A 21,901-nucleotide genomic window follows, 5' to 3' on the forward strand; every position below is an offset into this window, starting at 1 on the left:
GCCCTCTCAGAGAACTCACCCGGACGGACGGTTCTGATCTTCAATCCACCCCCGCCAGCGGTACACAGTATAGCCGACGTATTCGTGGATCGCAGCCGTACTCTTGTCTAACGCACCAACGCTCGGTAGCAGATCGAGAAGGGTGGTAGCGCGCTGTACGACCCGATAATCGGTAGCGGCAGGCACGGCGGTAATGCCCGCACTCCGAAAGGTAGCGAGTGCACGGCGCATGTGCAGCGCCGACGTCACGAGCAGCACCCGGTCAAATGACTGTTTCTCCACGATTTCCGCCGTGTTCGTCGCATTCTCATACGTGTTCGCACTAGTGGATTCCAGCAATACCGAGTCGGCCGGCACGCCCCAGCTGACGAGCAGATTCTGCATGGCCGGGGCCTCCCGAAAGCGCTGGTCCCTCCACGGCATCGTTCCCCCACTCGCAATGACGAACGGGGCCTTCTCCGCTCGATAGAGCCGCGCTGCATGCCAGAGCCGGTCGGAGGTCCCGTTGAGATCTGGATACACCCGGGGCGGCATAGGCGCCCCAACGGACCCGCCGAGGGCAACGATGGCATCAGCAGCAGGGGCTTGTTCAACCGACGCAGGGGGATAGCGCGACTCCAACGTGCCACAGAGCCAGTCGGAAAACACTGGCGTGGCGGGCACCCAGATAATGAGAATTCCGAGGCTGAGGCCCGCAAGGCCGACCCGTTTCCGCCAGTACATCCCCCCTCCACTGGCCACAAGCACCAGCAGCCCCAACGAAAGTGGGTAGATCAAGAGGCTTAGTACCTTCGAAAGAAACAAAGACACGACCGACGGGACACTGCGACGAAGTGCGAACAATGATTTCTCTCCCCCTCCCACACGCGTTCGTCGACTCAGAAGCGGTTGGTGGATGGATGTTCAGCCGAGACACAGTGGTCGACGCTGCAAAATGGCGCTCAAGTGAGGCGAGCAAGCTGGGCTACGGGGCGAAGGCAGAAGCCATTTTGCATGAGATCCACGAAATCGTAGGCCCCGAAACAGCCGCCGAACAGCTTCTCAATCCATCGCCCCCCAGTGCTCCTGTACCGGCCCGTTGGCTCCGTAGACGGGATCGAGCGCGGGAAGTGGCACCTGCTCAATATTGCGGTCTGCCTCGGGCCGGTCTCCCGGCTCCCCCCGTTTTAGGTCCCAGTTCTGCCCATCGGGATAGGCTCCAACGACTAAAAAGTCTCCACTCGCGCCTCGATTCTTGTGCGCTACTCCCGCCGGAAGGACGAGCACGTCTCCCGCCGCTACGTCGACCGCGAGGCCGCCGTCCCCCCCAAGCTGTACAGCGGCATGCCCTTCCGCAATGCCCAGCACCTCGTGGGCCGTGCTGTGATAATGGTGATACGGGAAAATGCCGTTTCGCCACGCTCCCCGCCAGTTGTGAGCCTGAAAGACCTGCTCGAACGTGCGGGCAGGGGTCTCCACCGTCGAGCGGAGGGCCTGCGTGTAGATGAGCAGCGGAAGGCTCTCGTTGTTCGGATACGGCCCATCCTCTTCCAGCAGATGCACCGCTAGGTCCGGTTCCTGTACGGCATCCGAAAATTGATCCGGGACCGACACACTCATACGTACGACCTCAACACTAAACGCTCAATGCACAACGCCTTACGCGCCCTCCCCAAGGGTTCCCTCCTGCGCCCGCTGAATGAACATCTTCATGCACTCCAACGAACGAGATCCGGCGAAGTGACCATTCACCAACACCGTCGGTGTGCTATCAACCCCAATGTTGATCGCCCGCTTGCGCTGCTTCAGGATCTGCTCCCGGTACTTGTTCTGATTGACGCGAGACATCAGCACATCCGGGTTCATGCCGATCTCCGAAGCAATGGCCCGCAGATCCTGCTCCGTAATGCCGGTACGGCTCTGACGCGCATACTGAGCGTTGAGCATCTCGGAAAACTTGCCTTCTTGATGAGCCGCGTAGAGGGCCTGCACCTCCGGCAGGGACGATCCGCGCAACGGAAACGGCTTAAAGACAAATCGAACCTGATCGCTATACTCCGAAATCAGGGTCTTCATGGTCTCCTCGTGGAAGGTCTTGCAGTGAGGGCAATTGGGATCGAAGTACTCAACGATCGTCACGGACGCATCGGACGGCCCCATCGTGACATCCTGAAAGCTCACGAGGGACGAGGGATCACTCACAGGCCCTTTTTCCGCGTTCAGCTGACAGGCCGCTCCGGAGTACTGCTCCTTGTGCGCGGTCGCAGCTTCCTCGGCTGCCGGTGTCAGTGCGTTGAAGTACGTCAGGTCGGCACCGATGAGAATGGCGACAAAGGCAACGGAATAGACGTATACGGTAAGGTCGCGCTTGAACAAGCGGTCAGTCATAGTCGTCTCAGAGGATTGAAGATCAGTCGCGAGAAGGATCGCCTGCATTGCAAAAAGCAGCACTGTGATGCCGGCAGAGGCAAGACAAAGGGCACACAACGCATTGATAACAGCCACCTGCATGTATACGAGGTAACTGGAATAGAACACGCCCCCGGTAAGCACACCGAAGCGTCCGCCCTGCATCCAGGCTCGCCAGCGGCGTCCTCCCCAAAAAATCGCAAAGGTCAGGAAGGCAATTCCAAGATAGAACCCTACTCCCCACACAATGTTGGAAACGCCGAGAAAGGTCCCGCTTCCACTCGACACCACAGCCGAGCAATCGAAGGCCATCTGCTCGGTATCGAGCGCCTCGAATCCGAAGCAGCCGCGATCAAAGTTTCGTCCCTGCTGAATGAACAGGTGTACGACGGTGAAAACCCCTAAGAGGGACAGGCCGAAAAGTACCTGTTCCCAAACCGAATGATATTCCCGTAGTCGTTTCCGAAAGGACTTCAGGGAGAACATTCGTGAAAGTGGGCGGATCCGGGTAGGAACGTGTTGGGAGAATCCCCTCTCCGTGAGACCGCACAGGACAGTCCGTCAATGTTGGCGAGGCATGACCATCTGCGGCCCAGAACGTCCGAAAACCTCAGTGGACCGCAAGTTCCACCGCTACGACGAACGTCCCCTGCCACTATGTCCAATCGGCTTCGCTCCCGCGCTGCCCTTCGCGTCACATATTCGACCCTGGCCCCCTTGTACGACTGGATTGTCCCATGGATTTCGAGTGCCGCACGGGCTCTGGGCCGAACGTGGCTCGACGTAAACAACGGGCAGCATCTCTTAGATGTAGGAACCGGCACGGGCCTCGCCCTGCGCCCACTAGCCGATGCCAATCCGCACGGGTGGACCGAAGGCATCGATGCAAGTCCTGCCATGCTGACTCGCGCCCGCCACCGAATGCGGGAATGTCCCCACCGTCGATACGGTCTCCGGCAGGCCCCCGCCACCGATCTCCCCTACGGCGACGACACATTCGACCGTCTCTTCTCTAGTTACCTTCTCGATCTACTCCCCCGTTCGGACCGCCGCTCCACCCTACTGGAAATGCGTCGCGTCCTCCGTCCCCAGGGCCGACTTGTCCTCGTCTATCTCGTTCCGCCCCGGCACCTCCAGGAGCGAGTCTGGACGCACCTCGCTCGCTTGTTTCCTCCCCTCCTGGGAGGGTCTCGTCCCATTCCTCTGCGCTCGTCTCTGGAGGCCGCTGGCCTGTGTGAACTCCGACATGCCACTCGCGTACAGTCGGGACTGCGCTCCGGCATTCTCGTGGCAGTTCCGCGCTAAACAGTACTCTTCCTCTCTCTCCGTACGCCCCCGATCAAACAGAATTTCAAACCGCCCTCTTGACCCCATCCTCGCTATGTCGTACCGTAGTAGTACTATGAAGGCAGCGACCCTCAACACATCACAGAACTGGTGGCTCTGGTGGCCCTCCTCCCGGGTCTGGAGCCCCTGCTGTGTGTGATTGTCGCTGCGTCGCCATAGCGTTTTGTTGGGCTCTGGACCCGCTGCTTCTCTCGGCAGCGGGTTTTTTCTTTTGGCTTCCTCGTTTTTCTGTTAGGCTCATGACGTTTGACGACTTTCACAGTCACGTAGACGCAGCCCGTACTCAGGGCGCCGAGCGCCTCGTGGTGCCGGTGTCTCTGCGCCGCAGTGCCGACCTCTTGACGCCCGTTTCGGCGTTCCTCTCACTGCGGGAAGAGTCGGACTACAGCTTTCTGTTCGAGAGCGTCGAGGGCGGCGAAAAACTGGCCCGCTACTCGTTCCTCGCCCGCAATCCGTACCGCATCGTAAAGGGCACCGACTTCGGGGCCACGGTGAACGTAGACGAGCGCCGGACCCCTGACGCCGAAGCAGGCCTCGCCCAGCCGGACGGCAACATCTTCGAGGTCCTGGATGCATACATGGACCGCTACACGGAGGTGGACCTGCCGGACCTTCCCCGCCTCCGCGGAGGGGCCGTGGGCTACCTCGGCTACGACGGAGTGCGCCTCGTTGAGGACCTGCCCGACGCCCCGCCCGACGACCTTGGACTGCCGGACGCCATCTGGTGCTTTTACGACACGGTGGCCGCATTCGATCACGTGAAGCACCAGATCGTCCTTATGGCCAACGTGTTCGTAGATGAGGACACGAACCTGCGGGCGGCGTACGAGGACGCACAAGCGCGCCTCTCCGACCTGGAAACCGACCTCAAGCGCCCCCCTTCCGCGCCCGATCCGGTTGAGTGGACGGATGAAGAGTTGACCTCCAACATGGAGCGCCCCGTCTTCGAGGACGCGGTGCGAACCGCAAAGGAGCACATCCACCGCGGGGACATCTTCCAAGTGGTGCTCTCGCAACGGTTTTCCACGTCGTTCGAGGGGGATCGCTTCAACCTCTACCGCGCCCTGCGACAGGTAAACCCGTCGCCGTACCTCTTCTACCTCGACTTCGACGACATGGCCTTGGTTGGCTCCTCCCCCGAGGTGCTGGTCCGCGCCGAGGACGGAACGGCGGAGGTGCTACCGATTGCGGGCACCCGGCCGCGCGGAGAGGACGAGGAGGAAGATGCTAAGCTTGCAGAGGAGCTGCTTGAGGATCCGAAGGAGCGCGCCGAGCACCTGATGCTTGTGGACCTGGGCCGCAACGACCTCGGGCGCGTGTGCCAGTACGACAGTGTGACGGTCGACCGCTACGCCTACGTCGAGCGCTACTCGCACGTGATGCACATCGTCTCGTCCGTGAAGGGGAAACTGGACGCCAGCCGAGGACCGATGGATGTGCTGGCCGCCTGCTTCCCCGCCGGGACCGTGAGCGGCGCGCCGAAAGTGCGAGCAATGGAAATTATCGACAATCTCGAACCAACACGACGCGGGACCTATGCGGGCGCCGTGGGATACGTTGACTTTTCTGGCACGCTGGACACCTGCATTGCCATCCGCACGATGGTTGTCACGGACAACACTGCACACGTGCAGGCCGGCGCTGGAATCGTGGCCGACAGCGATCCTACCCGCGAATACGACGAGACGTGGAATAAAGCCGCGGCTCTCCGTCAGGCCATGCACGTCGCCGCCGACGGCCTCCTGTAATTTGTGTCGGATATTCTGCTGCGCGCTGAACGCAATATCCACGGCACAGTCCTGTTCTCCCCCCACGCACGGCACCCCAAACTTCCCCCCTTTGAACCGGTAGAAACTGCTTGGCAGTTTCCCTTCGTGCCTTCGACCTTCAACCTTCGACTTTTCTCCTCCAACCTTCCTCTACACCACCGATGCCGAACCCCATCAAGGAAGCGCTCCTCGGCCGCGGCTGGGCCGGAAAAACCATCACCCGTGCCGAAACGGTCGAGCGCCTGAACCCCCTCCTGCTCCAGCACTTGAAGCTGAACCACAACTACGAGTACGTCATCCGGTCCCACTCCGACACGGCCGTCACGGAGGCCCTGAAGCGCGTGCAGAAGACCGCCCGGGCCGACGTCGGCAAGCTCAACGAGACCATCCTGAGCTGTGGCGGCTCGCCGGAAAATGGCACCGATCTGGAGCCGGACGACTTCGACCTCGGAGACGACGAGCTCGAGATGCTCTACCAGCTTCAGGACCTTGAAACAGAGTGGAATGAAGCCCTCACGCGGGAACGGAAGGAGATCGAGCACCAGATGCGTACGCGGGGCATCCTTGAAGCCCTCAAGAGCAATAGCACCGAACGCCTGGAGCTACTCGGCGACCTCATCGAGCGTGCACAACAAACGACTGGATAGCAACGCCCGCTTTTTGGAGTGGGGGCTGCCCTTCGGCGTCGTGCTCTTTCCGAAATACGTATTTCGTTGAGCGCGAAGGAGAAGACACCACCTACGGCTCATGCCCTCATGACTCCCTCCTGCGAACAGGATTCCCCCGGCTCGAACATCCGCCTGCACGAACCCCCAACCATTACCGCTTTCAATGGAAGCCCCCAATCCCACTGCCGCTGCCAAATCGGACGCCTCTGACGAACCGGTCGTCGTCTCCGGCATCCAACCGTCCGGTCGGCTCCACCTCGGCAACTACTTCGGCGCCATCCGGCAGCACATCGACCTCCATGAGCAGCACGAGGCGTACTACTTCATCGTGAACTACCACGCGATGACGACGGTCGATGACCCGGAGCGCCTCCGCGAGCACACGTTTGACGTGGCCCTCGACTACCTGGCCCTGGACTTCGACCCGGAGGAGGCTGCTCTCTTCGTGCAAAGCGACGTGCCGGAGGTGACAGAGTTGACGTGGATTTTTATGAACCTCCTCCCCACCAGCCGGCTGGAGAAGGGCGTGGCCTACAAGGACAAGGTGGACGCCGGCCTCACCCCAAACGCCGGCCTCTTCAATTATCCGGTGCTCCAGGCCGCCGACATCCTCATTTACGGCGGCTCGCTCGTGCCCGTTGGGGCCGACCAAAAACAAAACATTGAAATCACGCGCGACCTCGCCCGCCGCTTCAACAACACCTACTGTCCCGAGGACGAGCCGCTCTTTCCGATCCCCGACCCGCACATTCTCGACGATGTGGCGGTGGTACCGGGCATCGACGGACAAAAAATGTCGAAGAGCTACGGCAATACCATCGGGATTTTCGATGAGGGTGATGAGTTAAAGGACAAGGTCATGAGCATTGTGACGGACTCGAAGCCGCTCGACGAACCGAAGGACCCGGAAAGCTGCAACGTTTTCTCCCTCATCAAACTGGTTGCCGAGGAGGAAAAGCAGAAACAGATCGCCCAGCAGTACCGCGACGGCGGCTACGGCTACGGCCACGCCAAGCAGGACCTCCTGGCGCTCATCCAGGACTACTTTGCTGAGGCGCGGGCAAAGCGAAAAGAACTGGAGCAACGGCCCGACTACGTCCGCGACGTCCTCCGCCACGGCGCCGAGCAGGCCCGCGAACGGGTGGAGCCGATCATGGAGCGCGTTCGGGACCTCACCGGTCTTGTTCGTACTCGATGACGCTTGCGGTGTATGTATGTTTGTGCGTATGTACGTCTGTAAGTCGTGCTCCCCTGTTTAACCCTCACGAACCGGATTATCACCGATGGTTGAGGACTTCAAGGATCTGCGCATTTACCAGCGGGCACTCGATGCTTCGATGCAGATTTTCGAACCGTCGGAATCCTAGCCAAAGGAGGAAAAGTATGCACTTACAGACCAAATTCGCCGCTCCTCACGATCTGTCTGCGCAAACCTTGCGGAAGCATGGTATAAACGACTGTATGAGCGTCACTTTGTAAGCAAACTCTCCGATGCCAGTAGTGAAGCTGCTGAAACGATCGTTTGGCTCGACGTTGCTCAAAACTGCGGATGCCTCGACTCAACCCGGGCGGATAAGTTTGAAAGTGGCTATCGCGAAATCATCGGAGGGATTATTTCAATGTATGGACCAATCTGATAAGTGGTGCGGTCCCTCCCAAAGGGTTCGAGAACACAATGCCGAGTATGATACACTCGACCTTCCAACGGACTGACGGCCCCCACGCACATACCAGACATCCACACCTACAAACCGATGATTTTAATCATCGACAATTACGACTCGTTCACGTACAACCTCGTCCACCTCGTGGGGCGGCACACGGACGACCTGGAGGTCATTCGGAACGACGATAAGACGATCGAGGAGGTCGAGGCGATGGCCCCGGACGGCATCCTGATCTCGCCCGGACCGGGGCGCCCATCGGAAGCGGGACTGACAGAGCCCGTGATTGAAGCCCTGGGCGACCGGACCCCACTCCTCGGCGTCTGCCTCGGGCACCAGGCCATTGGAGAAGTCTTCGGGGGCACCATCGTGCAGGCCGACGAGCTGATGCACGGCAAAACGAGCCCGGTGAGCCACAACGGCAAGGGCCTCTTTGCAAATGTGGATCCGATGTTCGACGCCACTCGCTACCACTCCCTCGTTGTGGACCGCGACACATTCCCGCACGATGCGCTGAAAATTACGGCAGAGGCAGAAGATGGCACCATCATGGGCCTCCGACACCGGACCCACCCACTGTACGGCATCCAATTTCACCCAGAGAGCGTGATGACGAAAGCGGGTCCGACGATTATTGAGAACTGGCTTTCGATGGTCTGGAACGATGAACGCGCTGCGGCAGCGAGATAACAAAACGTACGATTTCTATACCGACGACAGACCGCAGACCGCCGCCGACAGTGCTATGAGTGGTCCGCGGTCGGCCATCGACGAAAACGATACGATTGCTCCTGACCAACAGGGTTCTAGCGAATTTCCCCCTTCGAATTACGTACTCCTCTACTGTGAAGGAATTTCTCCAAACGATCGCCGACGGCAATCCGCTCTCGCGCTCGCAGGCCGAAGCGGCCATGCAGCAGATGATGAGTGGAGATGCCCTCCCCGAACACATGGCGGCCCTCCTCATGGGCCTCCGCTCCCGTGACGAGAAGCTCGACGAGTTGGTGGGATTCACGAAGGTCATGCGCGAGTTCGCCATTGACGTCGACCTTGACGACCCGCACGCGATCGATCTGTGCGGGACGGGCGGCGATGGGGCCGATACGTTCAACATCTCGACGACCGCCTCGATCGTCGCCGCGGGCGCGGGCGTTACGGTCGCCAAGCACGGCAACCGATCGGTCTCCTCGAAATCGGGCTCGGCGGACGTACTTGAAGAATTGGGCATTGAAATCGAACTGCAGAAGGACGGGGTAGAACATTGTCTCCACGAGGCCGGCATTGCCTTCCTCTTCGCCCCCTTCTTCCATCCAGCCATGAAGCACGTGATGCCGGTGCGCAAGTCGCTCGGCGTCCGCACCTTCTTCAACATCCTGGGCCCGCTCTGCAACCCCGCCGGCGTCACGCGCCAGATCGTCGGGGCCTTCGACACCCAGACGGCCCAGATGATGGTGCGTATTCTCGCCCGGCTCGACGCCGATCACGTGATCACGCTGCACTCGCAGGACGGCATGGACGAGGTCAGCGTCTCCGCCGCCACTACGCTGTTCGAGTACGACGCCTCAGAGGACAATCCGGTGCCGCGCAGCCGCGAGATTGGTCCAGAGAAGCACAACTATGAACGAGCGGGCGCCTCGGCCCTTGCGGGCGGCGATGCCAAAGAGAATGCGAAGATTTTGCACGGCATTCTCGCGGGCGAAGACCACAGCCCGCGGCGGGACGTGGCGGTGCTCAATGCCGCCTACGCCCTCCACACGAGCGATAAATTCGAGAACCTGGACGCGTGCCTCGAAGCTGCCGAAGAGAGCATCGACTCCGGCGCGGCCCTCGATACCCTCGAAACGCTGGCTGACGTCTCTCAGAAGGCACCAACCGGTTGAGTACCTGAGGATGTGAGTGTGGATGTATGGGTATCTCTACAGGACAAGTCTCGATCCTCTCTCCCACACCCCCCCTCTCGCAAGCCCTCTTTCGCCCGACCAATGCATTGCCGTGAGTAATGTACTTGATAAAATTATAGCCGACACCCGCGAGCTGGTAGCGAAGCGGAAGAAGGAGACCCCGATTGCCGAGCTCAAGGATCGTCCCTTCTACGACGAGCGGGAGCCGCTGTCCCTCGTCGAAGCCCTGCAAGAAAGCGGCATGTCCTTCATCGCGGAGGTAAAGAAGGCCTCTCCATCGAAGGGGGTGATTCGAGAGGACTTCGATCCGGCCCGCATCGCGCAGCAGTACGCCGCGAACGACACGTCGGCCATTAGCGTGCTCACTGAGCCGCTGCACTTTCAGGGCTCGCTCGAACACCTTGCCTGGATCCGAGCCCACGTGCCGGACGTCCCCCTGCTCCGAAAGGACTTTATCGTCGACCCCTATCAGTTGGTGGAAGCGCGGGCGGTGGGTGCCGATGCGGTGCTCCTCATCGCTACGGCCCTGGCGCCGGGACAGCTGTCGGAGCTCCATGCCGCGGCGACCGAGCTCGGGCTCTCCTGCCTCGTTGAGGTCTACTCGCGCGAGGACCTGGAAAAAATCGACTGGGAGCAGGTCTCCATTCTTGGGGTAAACAACCGAGATCTCACAAGCTTTGAGGTAGACATCGAAAACTCGCTCCGGATTTTTGAGAACGTGCCTCGCAGCGTGGGCCGTGTGGCCGAGAGTGGGCTCAGTGATCCGGAGACATTGGTCCGCCTTCGCGAAGCCGGCGTGAATGGCGTCCTCATCGGCGAACACTTCATGCGAGCGGACCATCCGGGCGAGGCCGTCACGGACCTCCGCAACCGTGCAAAGCAGATCGCCCTGGAACGAGCAGGCTAAGTGTATAGGTCTGTACGTATGTACGTGACCCACTTACATTCCTTCATCCCTCAATACCATGAAACTGAAAGTCTGCGGCATCACAGAACTAGAGGACGCTCGGTACCTTGCCGGCGCGGGCGCCGACTACCTCGGCTTCGTGCAACACGAGGATAGCCCGCGATATGCCCCTCCCTCCCTCGCCAGCGATATTATTGAGTGGGTGCACGGTCCCAAACCGGTCGGGGTCTTCGTGAACGACGGGGCCGCCGAGATCAATGCAGCGGTCGATGAGGCGGGCTTTGCATTCGCTCAACTACACGGGCAGGAGCCCCCGCACGTCGTGGAGGCGGTGAACTGTCCGGTCATCAAGGCCATCCACGTCCGGAATGACGCGGCACCCGAGCAGCTCCGCACCCTCTTCGAACGCTACGAGGACGTGGCCGAGTATTTCCTCCTAGATACTCACAACTCCAGCGTGTGGGGCGGAACGGGCGAGTCGTTCAACTGGCGGTTGGCCCGGGAGCTTTCCTCCGACTATCCCATTTTTCTGGCAGGGGGCATCGACGCCGACAATGTGCAACGGGCAGTTGAAACAATGCGCCCCTTTGCCATCGATCTGTCGAGCAGCCTTGAAGACGTCCCCGGGGAGAAAAGCTTCGGCAAAATCGACGCCTTCTTCGACGCCTTCCGGTCCGTGAAGAACACGATGACCGACGACCCCGACTCGTAGTCCCGGAATGCGATTTTCGTGATACGTGAGCCGCGAGGCGTGACGAACCGGCCAAACGGGGCCGATCACGAGAATCACGTGTCACGTGTCATGCATCACTGTACAAACGGTGTCCTTCAAAACGACCTTCTGCTTCATGGCTGAGCCTTCCTCCCCTACGACGACATATTCCGCCCCGGACGACACGGGACACTTCGGTTCGTACGGCGGTGCCTTCGTGCCCGAAATTCTAACTCCGGTGCTCGAAGACCTGCGGGCCGCGTACAAAACCTACAAGGACGACCCCGACTTCAAAGAAGAGTTTCGTCACCATCTCCGCGAATACGTGGGACGTCCCACACCGCTCTCCTACTGCGAGCGGCTGACCGAAGAGATCGGTGGGGCACGCATCTACGCCAAGCGCGAGGATCTCTGCCACACCGGCGCCCACAAGATTAACAACACCATCGGCCAGATCATGCTGGCCACCCGGATGGGGAAGGAACGCATTATTGCCGAAACCGGCGCCGGGCAACATGGCGTGGCCACAGCCACCGTCTGCGCCAAATTTGGGGTCGATTGCGTCATCTACATGGGAGCGGAGGACATCGAGCGCCAGCGCCTCAACGTGGAGCGCATGCGGCTGCTCGGAGCCGAGGTGCGAGAAGTCACCACGGGCAGTGAGACCCTGAAGGAGGCCACGAGCGAAGCCATTCGCGACTGGGTGTCGAACCCGGACGATACGTTCTACATCATCGGCTCCGTCGTCGGCCCTCATCCCTACCCGATGATGGTTCGGGACTTCCACCGCGTTATCGGTACAGAAACCCGCGCCCAGCTGCGGGAGGTGGAAGGGCGAGAAACGCCGGATGCTATTGTGGCCTGCGTGGGCGGCGGGTCGAACGCGATGGGCATCTTTCACCCCTTCCTCGACGATGAGTACGTGCAGATGCACGGCGCCGAGGCCGCCGGGGAAGGCCTCCATGGCAACCACGCCGCCACACTCGCAAAGGGCTCGCCGGGCGTTCTGCACGGCGCGATGAGCTACCTCCTGCAGAACGACGAAGGACAAATTGAGCTTGCTCATTCTCTCTCGGCCGGCCTCGATTATCCCGGCGTCGGACCCGAGCACGCTTACCTCCGCGACACGGAGCGCGTCACGTACCATCCGGTCACCGACGAGGACGCCCTGCAGGGCGTGAAGCTCCTCTCCGAAACCGAAGGCATCATCCCTGCCCTCGAAACGGCCCACGCGATGCACCTCTTGCCAGACCTGGCCCGGTCGCTGGCCGAAGAACGAGGGGACGACGCCGTGATCGTCTTCAACTGCTCCGGCCGGGGCGACAAGGACATGGACACCATCGCGAAGCACCTGTGATTGCGTCTGGGCGTGTGGGCGTCGCAGGAGAGCGGCGTTAACATACGCTCTTCCCTACTGCTTCAGCGCCCTTGCCTCCACGCCCATACTTTCACCCTCACACACGCCCTCCTAGAATGTCTCGACTCGACTCGACGTTTGACGAGCTGCAGGCCCGCAACGAGAAGGCAATGGGCCTCTTCCTTACCGACGGCTTCCCCGAACCAGACGCCACCGTGCCGCTCCTCCACGCCCTCGATCGCGGCGGCGTCGACTTCATTGAGCTCGGCATGCCGTTTAGCGACCCGCTCGCTGAGGGGCGCCCCATCCAGCGGGCCAGCGCCCGCGCCCTCGACCACGGCGTCCAAATGCAGGACACCTTCCGCCGAGCCGAAACGTTTCGAGCGGAGAGCGACACCCCCCTCCTGTTGATGGGCTACGTCAACCCCGTCCTCAAGTACGGCGTGGAGGCCTTCTGCCGGGACGCGGCCGCGGCCGGCGTCGACGGCCTCATCCTCCCCGACCTTCCCCCTGAAGAAAGCGCGTCTCTCACCGACGCGGCTTCGGAGTACAACCTGGACCTCGTCTTCTTGATCGCTCCCAACTCCTCCGACGACCGCATTCGGGCCGTCGACCGGCGCGCCACCGGCTTCGTCTACGCCGTGAGCGTAACGGGCCTTACCGGTAGCGACTTATCGGGAACCCCCTCCGTCGATGCCTATCTGGAACGCGCCCGCGAGTTGGTGCAGCACAATCCATTGCTCGTGGGCTTTGGTATTAAAACACACGAGGACGCAATGCGGTTGAGTCGTCATACTGACGGGTTCATTGTGGGGTCGGCCCTCATCAACACCGTCGATGAACTTTGGGCCGACGATACGCACACGATGGACGACCGCCTGGACGCCGTTGAGGCGTTTGCGCGGCGCCTCAAATACGGCACTCCCGCTACGGCCTCGTAATTGCTTCCTACTTCCTCTGACAATCGTGATCATGGTCGATCGTTTTCTCGACGTCCGGTTCGCCCTCCTTGCCGGTTCCCTTGCATTTGTGCTGGCCCTAGTAGTGGGCTGCGACGGCGACTACCGGCCGCGTGCCATCGGCAAGGAAGGAGAGGTCACCGTCGTGATGGACAGTTCCCTCTGGACCGGCGCCGTGGGCGACACGTTTCGTGCCACCGTGACGCCCTGGATCGAGACCCTGCCGCAACCTGAACGCTACTTTGAAATTCGCCATCTGGAGCTTTCCTCCGAGCGAGCGTATGAGAGCATTCAGGACCTGAAGAACGTCGTGATCGCCGCTCCGCTCAGCGACTCGACCAACGAGGCTAATTTTCTTCGGCGCCGCCTCTCGGAGGAAGCAAAACAGGCAATCCAGAACGGGCAATCCGCCGTCGTTGGCAAACCCGATCTCTGGCGTCGGAGCCAGCGGGTATTTTTCGTAACGGCCGCCACTGCCGACGATCTCGAACAGGTGCTCAAAAAGCAGGGGGAGGAGATCAGGCGCACGTTCAAGGAGATCACCCTTGCCCGAATGGAGCGAGAGATGTACGAGGACGCCCGTCAGTTCGCCTTGGAGGACAGTCTCATGCAACGGCACGACTTTGCCGTTAATGTGCAGCACGATTTCCAGATCGCCATCGACACCATGTCGGCCTCCAGCGGCTTTGTGTGGCTGCGTCGCGTCCTGGCCCGCACACGGCGCGAATTCTTCGTCTACTACGAGGAAAACGCCTCTCCGAGCCAACTCTCGCCCGAATGGGTCTACACAACCCACGACTCCCTCACGCAAGAGTACCTGCGCGGCAGCGTCTCCGGCTTCGTCCGGATTGATTATCGGCGCTCCCTCGAAACGAGCCAGACCAACGTGCTCAGCCGGTACGGCTACAAGACACGGGGACTCTGGCACATGGTGAAACCGGGAGAAAACGAAGGGGAGTTTATGAGCGTGGGCGGAGGCGGTCCCTTTTTGGCATACGCCTTCTATGACCAGCCCACCGACCGCCTGTACCTGCTCCACGGATCGGTCTTCGCCCCGGACTTCGACAAGCTGCAATTCCTCCGCCAAATGGAAGTGATGGCCAATACTTTCCGTACTCGCGAAGACCTGGATCAGGCGACAGACTCGGCAACAGTTGCTTCCACAGAGTAATGCAATCCGTCCTGTCTTCTCCGTGGCGGCATCTGCCCGTACTCTTGATGTCTGCTCTGCTCCTTGCGTCGGCGGGCCTAACGGCCTGCTCCTCCTTTTCATCCAACAATTCCCGAGTGCCGGACACCACGATGACGAAGGTACTGGTCGAGTTGCACCTCGCCAACGCCCGGCGGAGTCACGTGGGGACCCTTCCGGATGGACTAAAAGATTCGGTATTTGCGCGTCACGACGTCCAACGGAGTGACTTTGAGGCTACACTCCGCCACTACAGTCGCAATCCGAAGGCATTTGATGCCCTGTACAATACCGTAATCGACACCCTCAAGGCGATTGAGAGTAGGCTTCGGCAAAATCCGTACGACGACGCTCCTCAGCCCCCTCCAGACCGCGGCTCCTCGTCGGCCCCTTCGGAGTAATACAAAATCCTGCTGCAGACTTCAGGTAGGAGGTCCGGCAGTGCAATACGCAAAAATCTCTCGGATCGTCGGCGCCGTCAAAGATGGCATCAGGAGCGCCGTTGGAGTGTGCCTTTACGAGATTAACCGCAGGAGCGCCCCCCGGCACTGGATTTCCGTCTTCTGCAAAGGTCAATATTCTCTTTGTAGCGTCGTTGGAGTCCAACGACGCTACAAAGGGGCATCCATCACATCCGGTGGATAATCTCGCAATCCTATAGTCCAACGGCGCTACGGAAGCCTGCTTCCTACCGGAATAGAGGTCCCGGAGTTGGCATAACGAGTCTGTCCGGGGAAGCGATCTCGTTGGCCCGACCGGCCCCCGGCCCCTCGCAGGCGGTTGAGGGAACGACATCGCGGAAGCTCAATCGACCCATGCCCTCCCGTCGTCGGTAAGCGAAAACGTTCCGTCCAGCGGATCGTCCATTGTCACCCATCCCCGTTCGACGAGCCAGTTCACGAGCGCATCCACGCGGTGCCGGGGCACTGGCGCCTCGTCGAACCACTCCTCCCGTGGCACAGCATCGCCGATCCGCTGCACGATAGCGCGCAAGACCGACTCGTCCTCCGGGGTCACTACCGGCGCCTCGTGACGCCCCAGGCACACGTCGCAGGCCCCGCACTGCTCCGCACTCCGTTCGCCGAAGTACGTGAGCAAAAAGTGTCGTCGACACGACACGGAACGGGCGTAGCGCAGCATGTACGTCAGCCGCGTCTCGGCGCGCTGACGAGCGTTTTGAACCGCTCGGTCGTCTACCGGCAGCTTCTTTGCCCGAGGAAAGCAGAGGTCCACCTGCAACGCATCGCCGGGAGGACGCCACTCCAAAAGACCTCGTTCCTCCAGGTACTGCAGTCCTCGCCCAAGTCGCTCTCGGGAGAGTTCAGTGCGGCGGGCCACGGTCCGCACGTCGAGGGGCCACCACTCTGAGAAGGCATCCGCGTGGACCAGGCGCAGGAGCGTACGCACAAAGCGTGCAAGCGCCCGGTTGTCCAGGCCGTTTGCGTACTGACGGACGGCACCCGCCCCTTCCCGAAAGCGGATGAGTCCGTAATGCCGCCGGTTGGGGAGCCGCCGCCACGCCCCTTGCCGATCAAGCAACTCGACGGCAGTACGCACCTTCGTCCGCGAGAACTCCGTGATCTTCTGCACCACCTTTCGGTCCACCACGAGCGGCTCCTCCGGCTCGGAGCCAAGCGGGACCTGCCCCACATTGCACACCGCATCGTAGACGGTCCGCACCTCTTCCGCCGTTGGGTGCGAGGCCTCAAGCATCGACTCCTGGGTCTCAGCATCGGGCTCCTGAAACAGCAACACGGCGTAGGCCTGCTCTCCGTCTCGGCCGGCCCGTCCAGCCTCCTGATAGTACGCCTCCAACGAGTCCGGCATAGCAGCATGAACCACGAAGCGCACGTCGGGCTTGTCAATGCCCATCCCAAACGCGTTGGTCGCGACCATCACGCGCACTTCGCCGTCGAGCCACGCCTGTTGCCGCTTCTCCCGCTCAGCGGCCGCCATACGCCCGTGGTATCCTGTCGCCGCTACCCCTGCGCTGCGGAGCCGCTTCGTCCATCGCTTCACCCCTCGCCGGGTAGCCGCATACACGATGCCAGTCCCTTCGACGCCCTCCACGACATCGCGGAGTTGAGCCCACTTGTGCTCAGTCCGAAAGACCGACCACACGATATTGGGACGGTCAAACCCGCGAACCACCTCCACCGCGTCCGGCATGTCGAGCAAGTCCACCACGTCGTCCCGCACGGCCGGCGTGGCCGTGGCCGTGACGGCCATGGTGGGGGGCTCGCCGATCTGTGCTCGCGCCTCCGGAATCTCTCGGTAGTCCGGCCGGAAGTGATGCCCCCACTCGCTTACACAGTGCGCCTCATCGACGGCTAGGAGCGAGACGTCAAGCCGGTCGGCCCGGGCCTGAAAGACCTCCGTAGAAAGACGCTCCGGCGCCATATAGAGCAGGTCGTACCGCCCGTGCTCCACATCGGTCCAGCGCTGCTCCACCTCGTACCCCGTCAGGGTACTGTTGATAAAGGTAGCGTCAATGCCCTGGGCCCGAAGCCCCTCTACCTGATCCTGCATGAGGGCAATGAGGGGCGAGAGCACCAGAACAAAGCCGTCCGACAGAAGCGCCGGGATCTGGTAGCACAGGGACTTGCCGCCCCCGGTGGGCAGCACGCCGAGCACATCTTCTCCGTTGAGCACGGCCGACAGCACCTCTTCCTGCCCCGGCCGAAAGGACTCGTAGCCCCACGTCCGGCGCATGAGGTGCCGGGCGTCCGAAATGGTGGGCGCGTCGTCGTCCGTCATTCAGTCGAGAAATTAGCGTACCGGAACGTCCAATCCATGCAAGACCTTGATCCATTTTCCCTTATCTCCAGACGCCCGTGCTCCTCCCCCCTTCTCCACAGATTGACAGAGTCGTGTGGCACAAGCTGAAAACTGTGGAATCTCACCGGATTTGCGCACTCAACCTGCAAACTGCGGGCGCTCCGTGTTATGTTTTCGGGCGTCTGATGTGCCGGCGTCTCTCGTCGGCCCTCCGGAGGCGCTACACTGCCTCCCCATCAATTGGGCAACACATATAGTGAACGTACGAGGAGCACCGCGAACTCCGGTACCACTCTCAGTACCCGCGTGCGTGCTCCTTGAGTCGTCCGCATGTCCGTCTTGCTTTTCACACGACTGCCCCCCTCGATGGCTGTCCCTCGCGTTTCTGTCATTATCGTTTCGTGGAACGCCCGGTCGGTGATTGAAAAGTGCCTCCCCTCCGTCGTCGCGACCGAGTACCCCAATCTGGAGATCATTTTCGCAGACAATGCCTCGACGGACGGCTCCGCCGCCTGGATTGCCCGAGAGTATCCCTCCGTAAAGATCGTGCGTCATCCGGAAAACTGGCTCTTCTGCCGCGGCAATAACGCGGCCCTGCCGCACGCAACAGGCGAGTACGTCCTCCTCCTCAACAACGACGTGGAGGTCCCGCCCGGCTGGCTGCACCCGCTCGTCGAAACGATGCAAACCCACGACGACGTCGGGGCTGTGCAGCCGAAGCTTCTGCAGTACGACGATCGGGATCAATTCGAATACGCAGGAGCCGCGGGGGGATTCCTCGACCGGGTGGGCTATCCCTTTACTCGGGGCCGCATGTTCGACACGATGGAGACGGACCGCGGACAGTACGACGACCCGTGCGACGTTTTTTGGGCCACAGGCGCAGCACTCCTGCTCCGCCGCACAGCCCTCAATGAGGTGGGCCTCCTCGACGAACGCTTTAAGATGCACATGGAGGAGATCGATCTCTGCTGGCGATTGCAGCGCCACGGCTATCGGGTGCGGGTCCAGCCCAAGAGCACCGTGTACCACATCGGCGGCGCGTCTCTCCCCCAAGGGTCCCCCCGGAAGGCATACTACAACTTTCGCAACAGCCTGCTGTTGCTCTACAAGAATCTCCCGCCCTCCGAATGGCGCAAAACGATTCCGCTCCGTGTGGCCTGCGACCTGGCCGCGCTGGGACGGACCGTCGCCGCAGGGCGGATGGACGAAGCGACGGCCATCCTCCGAGCATACCGCGACGCGGCCCAGATGCACCGCTACTATACCGATACGCGTCCGGCGGAAACTGATTCTGTGGTCCTCCCGCCCTATCGGGGCCTCATCCCACTCGACTACTTTCTCCGAAACCGCACAACCTTCGCCTCCCTTCCGCCCCATCAGTTTCTCGGCCCCGACCGCACAGCTCCCTCCCCATCGTCCTCCCGATGATCCAGCGACTCATCGCTCCTGGCGGGGGCCCGATTTCGGCGCCATACGACGACCGCTACAGCTGCCAGAACGACGAGCATTCCCGCAATCGATAGGACGGGCGGCACTTCTCCAAAGAGAACATACGCAAAGAGAGAGGCGCCCACCGGCTCCAACAGCGCCAGCATGCCGACAATCGCCGCCGACACCTGCTGTACGGCGTAGTTAAACGAGCCGTGTCCCAGCACCTGCGGCCCAAGAGCCAACGCGACACATAGGCCGTACACACGCCAGGAGTAGCCGAAGAGCGGCGTCCCTTTCATCATAGCGGCCCCTACGGCGGTAATAGCTGCCACCGTATAAAGGGGAGTCACGTAGGCGAGCCACGACACCTGCTGTCGCACAACGCGCCCAATGAGCAGATAGACACTTACGAGTGCCGCCGCGCCGAGGGCAAGCGCGTTGCCCCAAAGGGCTCCCTGTCCGAGCGTCACACTACCGGCATCCGCCCATCCAATGGTAGCGGCCCCCAACACCGCCACAATGATCGCCGCAATTGTCGTGCGGGCCAGGCGTTCCCCAAGCACGACATATCCAAGGCCCGCAAGCATGAGCGGACTGGACGTAACGAAGACCGATGCACTCGCCACGGTCGTGTGGTATAGCGACTCAATCCAGGTAATGAAGTGCAACCCGAGGAAGACCCCACTTACGAGTATGAGGAGGCCGTCTCGCCCGGAAAGCTGTTTCATTTCCTCCACTGTTTCCTGTCGTGCCACGGCAACCGGAAGAAGCACGCCTGCCGCCGTCACGGTCCGCCACACGGCAATCATGAGGCCCGGTACATCTCCCGCGAGCCGGACGAGAATGGGAGCCAGGGTAAAACTCAGCACCCCGAGGATGAGCAAGACATAAATTCGTGCCGACCACTTCGACATAGGCATCAGCCGCTGGAAAGAGAGCGACACGCGACGTCCAATAATCACGCACAGGAACGAACTAGCGGAGCCGATCCATTGACTTCACCAGTTCAATGTCGTGATTGATGCCCCGGCGGGCGAGGAAGAAGAGCCCATAAGCCAAAATCGGAAGCGCCAGCACGGAGGCCCGGCCCCAGTCAACTCCCTGCGGCCCCGTGAATGTCAGCTCAGACGTGAGGTACAGCCCACCGTACAAAACCCCAGCGACGAGAACCGTCCCCAACTGCACCCCGACTACGACTGTGCGCTGCCGTTCTCTATCCTCGTAGAGAAAAATTGACCAGAGGGCCGTCCCCGACGTAAGGACGAGGAGACCAATCAGGGAGGGAACAAACCAGACGTGAGTAGAGGCCGCCGCACTATTCCACGGCAGGTCGAACACCCCAAAGGCCATGAGGGCAAGGGCACCAAGAAACAGATAAACAGTCTGGATACGCTGAATCATGCTGTCGGAATTCGTCGTCGAACACTGAAAAACGGTCGGAGGACGGGGCTCTCCCCAGGGGAAAGACAGAGCCCACTGCCCCTTGAAGGGAGACCCTACTTCGTAGCGGGGTACCGGACAACCGGAGGGATCGTTCTGCGCGAACTCCGCAAAAAACCGACGCTCAGAGAACAAAGCGTCCACGTACTCCCAACACGTTTCCTCGTCTACACCGACGGTCGCGCTGGGAGCACGTCCCCCGACGCGTCCTATGCTCCCACCCGACTAGCCACCCGATCTGCAAGAGCATCAGCAAACTCAGATGTGCTTGCGTCTCCGCCCACGTCGGGGGTGAGGGGTGCGCCCTCTTCATACAGGGCCAGCACGGCCTCTTCAATAGCATTCGCGGCTGCAGTCTCCTCCAGGTGACGAAGCATCATGATGGCCGACTGAATGAGCGCCGTGGGATTTGCGATGTTCTGTCCCGCAATGTCGGGCGCACTTCCGTGCACGGCCTCAAACACGGCATAGTCGTCTCCAATATTCGCCCCAGCGGTCACCCCAAGCCCTCCGACAAGACCGGCGGCAAGGTCGCTTAGAATGTCCCCAAACAGGTTTGTGCTTACGATGCAGTCGTACTCCTCCGGATGCATCACGAGATCCATGCACAGGGCATCGATGATGCGATCGTCGAAGGTGATCCCTGGGTACTCGGCGGCCACCTCGCGTCCAACGTCAAGGAACAGTCCAGAGGACTTCTTCAGGATGTTGGCCTTATGGGCAAGGGTCACGTGCTCTCGACCATGTTGCTTCGCATACTCGAAACAGAATCGAATGATGCGCTCCGAGCCCCGCTTCGTGACCCGTGCGATCGAGTCTGCGATCTCGAGCCGCTCGTCATAGTGCTCAATGCCGGAATAGAGCCCTTCCGTATTCTCCCGAAAGATGATGAGGTCTGTCTCATCAAAGGGCGTTTCGATCCCCGGAAGCGCTGCACAGGGACGCACGTTTGCGTAGAGATCAAGCCGCTGGCGGAGCTGCACATTCACGCTTGTAAACCCCTGTCCGACCGGTGTAGTGACCGGGCCCTTCAAGGCAATCCCCGTCGATTGGATCGAATCGATGATATCTGGTGGAAGGGCGGGACGTCCACGCTCAACGGCAGTCTGCCCAATGATGCGATGGCGATCCCAGCTCACGTCCACCCCTGCGGCCTCAATAACCTGCACAGTGGCTTCGGTAACCTCCGGTCCAATACCGTCTCCAGGAAGCAGTGTGATCGTGTGTGACATGGTACTCGTAACTGATTCGTCAAAACCCCGAAAGGGAGGACGCTTGGGTGTGCAATCGGCTGAGCAAGAGGTGTTCTCCTCAACCTTTTTCTCCAAGCCCCCTACACGATAAACCTACGGAGTGGAGACCAGCAAAACGACCAAAAAAACGTCAAT

The 21,901-nt window shown here is 60.9% G+C and carries 21 protein-coding genes; 14 read left to right on the forward strand and 7 right to left on the reverse strand.

What is annotated here, in order from left to right; genetic code table 11:
- Positions 1 to 15 precede the first annotated feature (15 nt).
- The 3 genes from BSZ35_RS05770 to BSZ35_RS05780 form a co-directional block, all read right to left on the reverse strand.
- A complete protein-coding gene (locus BSZ35_RS05770) occupies positions 16 to 810 on the reverse strand; it encodes a YdcF family protein (RefSeq protein ID WP_219846595.1) in 795 nt (264 codons plus the stop codon).
- Positions 811 to 1,041: 231 nt separating this feature from the next.
- Positions 1,042 to 1,599, reverse strand: a complete 558-nt coding sequence (locus BSZ35_RS05775) for a cupin domain-containing protein (RefSeq protein ID WP_146110009.1) — start codon at positions 1,597 to 1,599, stop codon at positions 1,042 to 1,044.
- A gap of 39 nt (positions 1,600 to 1,638) precedes the next feature.
- Complete coding sequence (locus BSZ35_RS05780) at positions 1,639 to 2,874, reverse strand: vitamin K epoxide reductase family protein (protein WP_105011548.1); 1,236 nt, start codon at positions 2,872 to 2,874, stop codon at positions 1,639 to 1,641.
- A gap of 171 nt (positions 2,875 to 3,045) precedes the next feature.
- On the opposite strand from BSZ35_RS05780, the gene BSZ35_RS05785 reads away from it, so the two are divergent.
- The 13 genes from BSZ35_RS05785 to BSZ35_RS05845 all read left to right on the forward strand — a co-directional run bounded on the left by BSZ35_RS05785 (position 3,046) and on the right by BSZ35_RS05845 (position 15,262).
- A complete protein-coding gene (locus BSZ35_RS05785; RefSeq protein WP_181149197.1) occupies positions 3,046 to 3,693 on the forward strand; it encodes a methyltransferase domain-containing protein in 648 nt (215 codons plus the stop codon).
- Between the two features lie 281 nt (positions 3,694 to 3,974).
- A complete protein-coding gene (gene trpE, locus BSZ35_RS05790) occupies positions 3,975 to 5,483 on the forward strand; it encodes an anthranilate synthase component I (protein WP_181149198.1) in 1,509 nt (502 codons plus the stop codon).
- 182 nt (positions 5,484 to 5,665) lie between these two features.
- Positions 5,666 to 6,151, forward strand: coding sequence for a hypothetical protein (locus tag BSZ35_RS05795; protein WP_105011550.1), 486 nt, complete (start codon positions 5,666 to 5,668; stop codon positions 6,149 to 6,151).
- 184 nt (positions 6,152 to 6,335) lie between these two features.
- Entirely contained in the window at positions 6,336 to 7,370 is a 1,035-nt protein-coding gene (trpS, locus tag BSZ35_RS05800) for a tryptophan--tRNA ligase (RefSeq protein ID WP_105011551.1), read from the forward strand.
- Between the two features lie 202 nt (positions 7,371 to 7,572).
- Positions 7,573 to 7,809, forward strand: coding sequence for a four helix bundle protein (locus BSZ35_RS20190; RefSeq protein ID WP_219846678.1), 237 nt, complete (start codon positions 7,573 to 7,575; stop codon positions 7,807 to 7,809).
- Positions 7,810 to 7,926: 117 nt separating this feature from the next.
- The gene (locus BSZ35_RS05810) at positions 7,927 to 8,526 is read left to right on the forward strand and encodes an aminodeoxychorismate/anthranilate synthase component II (RefSeq protein ID WP_105011552.1); all 600 of its coding nucleotides are present in this window, start codon (positions 7,927 to 7,929) and stop codon (positions 8,524 to 8,526) included.
- A 155-nt stretch (positions 8,527 to 8,681) separates the two neighbouring features.
- Positions 8,682 to 9,716, forward strand: a complete 1,035-nt coding sequence (gene trpD / locus BSZ35_RS05815) for an anthranilate phosphoribosyltransferase (RefSeq protein ID WP_105011553.1) — start codon at positions 8,682 to 8,684, stop codon at positions 9,714 to 9,716.
- 112 nt (positions 9,717 to 9,828) lie between these two features.
- Entirely contained in the window at positions 9,829 to 10,644 is an 816-nt protein-coding gene (gene trpC / locus BSZ35_RS05820; RefSeq protein WP_258096093.1) for an indole-3-glycerol phosphate synthase TrpC, read from the forward strand.
- A 58-nt stretch (positions 10,645 to 10,702) separates the two neighbouring features.
- Positions 10,703 to 11,356 carry a phosphoribosylanthranilate isomerase gene (locus BSZ35_RS05825; protein WP_105011555.1) on the forward strand — a complete coding sequence of 218 codons (654 nt, stop codon included), beginning with the start codon at positions 10,703 to 10,705 and terminating at the stop codon, positions 11,354 to 11,356.
- A gap of 136 nt (positions 11,357 to 11,492) precedes the next feature.
- A complete protein-coding gene (trpB, locus tag BSZ35_RS05830; protein ID WP_105011556.1) occupies positions 11,493 to 12,713 on the forward strand; it encodes a tryptophan synthase subunit beta in 1,221 nt (406 codons plus the stop codon).
- A 116-nt stretch (positions 12,714 to 12,829) separates the two neighbouring features.
- Complete coding sequence (gene trpA / locus BSZ35_RS05835) at positions 12,830 to 13,654, forward strand: tryptophan synthase subunit alpha (protein WP_105011557.1); 825 nt, start codon at positions 12,830 to 12,832, stop codon at positions 13,652 to 13,654.
- A gap of 31 nt (positions 13,655 to 13,685) precedes the next feature.
- Positions 13,686 to 14,843: a DUF4837 family protein gene (locus BSZ35_RS05840; RefSeq protein WP_105011558.1), complete on the forward strand. Its 1,158-nt coding sequence runs from the start codon at positions 13,686 to 13,688 to the stop codon at positions 14,841 to 14,843.
- A 47-nt stretch (positions 14,844 to 14,890) separates the two neighbouring features.
- The gene (locus BSZ35_RS05845; protein ID WP_181149199.1) at positions 14,891 to 15,262 is read left to right on the forward strand and encodes a DUF4296 domain-containing protein; all 372 of its coding nucleotides are present in this window, start codon (positions 14,891 to 14,893) and stop codon (positions 15,260 to 15,262) included.
- 403 nt (positions 15,263 to 15,665) lie between these two features.
- Here the strand turns inward: BSZ35_RS05845 and BSZ35_RS05850 are convergent, their stop codons facing one another.
- Positions 15,666 to 17,618, reverse strand: a complete 1,953-nt coding sequence (locus tag BSZ35_RS05850; RefSeq protein ID WP_105011560.1) for an ATP-dependent DNA helicase RecQ — start codon at positions 17,616 to 17,618, stop codon at positions 15,666 to 15,668.
- A 387-nt stretch (positions 17,619 to 18,005) separates the two neighbouring features.
- On the opposite strand from BSZ35_RS05850, the gene BSZ35_RS05855 reads away from it, so the two are divergent.
- Positions 18,006 to 19,070, forward strand: coding sequence for a glycosyltransferase family 2 protein (locus BSZ35_RS05855; RefSeq protein WP_258096094.1), 1,065 nt, complete (start codon positions 18,006 to 18,008; stop codon positions 19,068 to 19,070).
- On the opposite strand, the gene BSZ35_RS05860 is transcribed toward BSZ35_RS05855, so the two are convergent.
- The 3 genes from BSZ35_RS05860 to BSZ35_RS05870 all read right to left on the reverse strand — a co-directional run bounded on the left by BSZ35_RS05860 (position 19,019) and on the right by BSZ35_RS05870 (position 21,745).
- A complete protein-coding gene (locus BSZ35_RS05860) occupies positions 19,019 to 19,987 on the reverse strand; it encodes a DMT family transporter (protein WP_105011562.1) in 969 nt (322 codons plus the stop codon). The two genes, BSZ35_RS05855 and BSZ35_RS05860, sit on opposite strands and share 52 nt — an antisense overlap.
- Positions 19,988 to 20,048: 61 nt before the next feature.
- Entirely contained in the window at positions 20,049 to 20,474 is a 426-nt protein-coding gene (locus BSZ35_RS05865) for a DUF4293 family protein (protein ID WP_105011563.1), read from the reverse strand.
- 248 nt (positions 20,475 to 20,722) lie between these two features.
- Entirely contained in the window at positions 20,723 to 21,745 is a 1,023-nt protein-coding gene (locus BSZ35_RS05870) for an isocitrate/isopropylmalate family dehydrogenase (protein WP_105011564.1), read from the reverse strand.
- Positions 21,746 to 21,901 lie beyond the last annotated feature (156 nt).

The organism is Salinibacter sp. 10B, assembly GCF_002954405.1.
Taxonomy (GTDB): Bacteria; Bacteroidota; Rhodothermia; order Rhodothermales; family Salinibacteraceae; genus Salinibacter.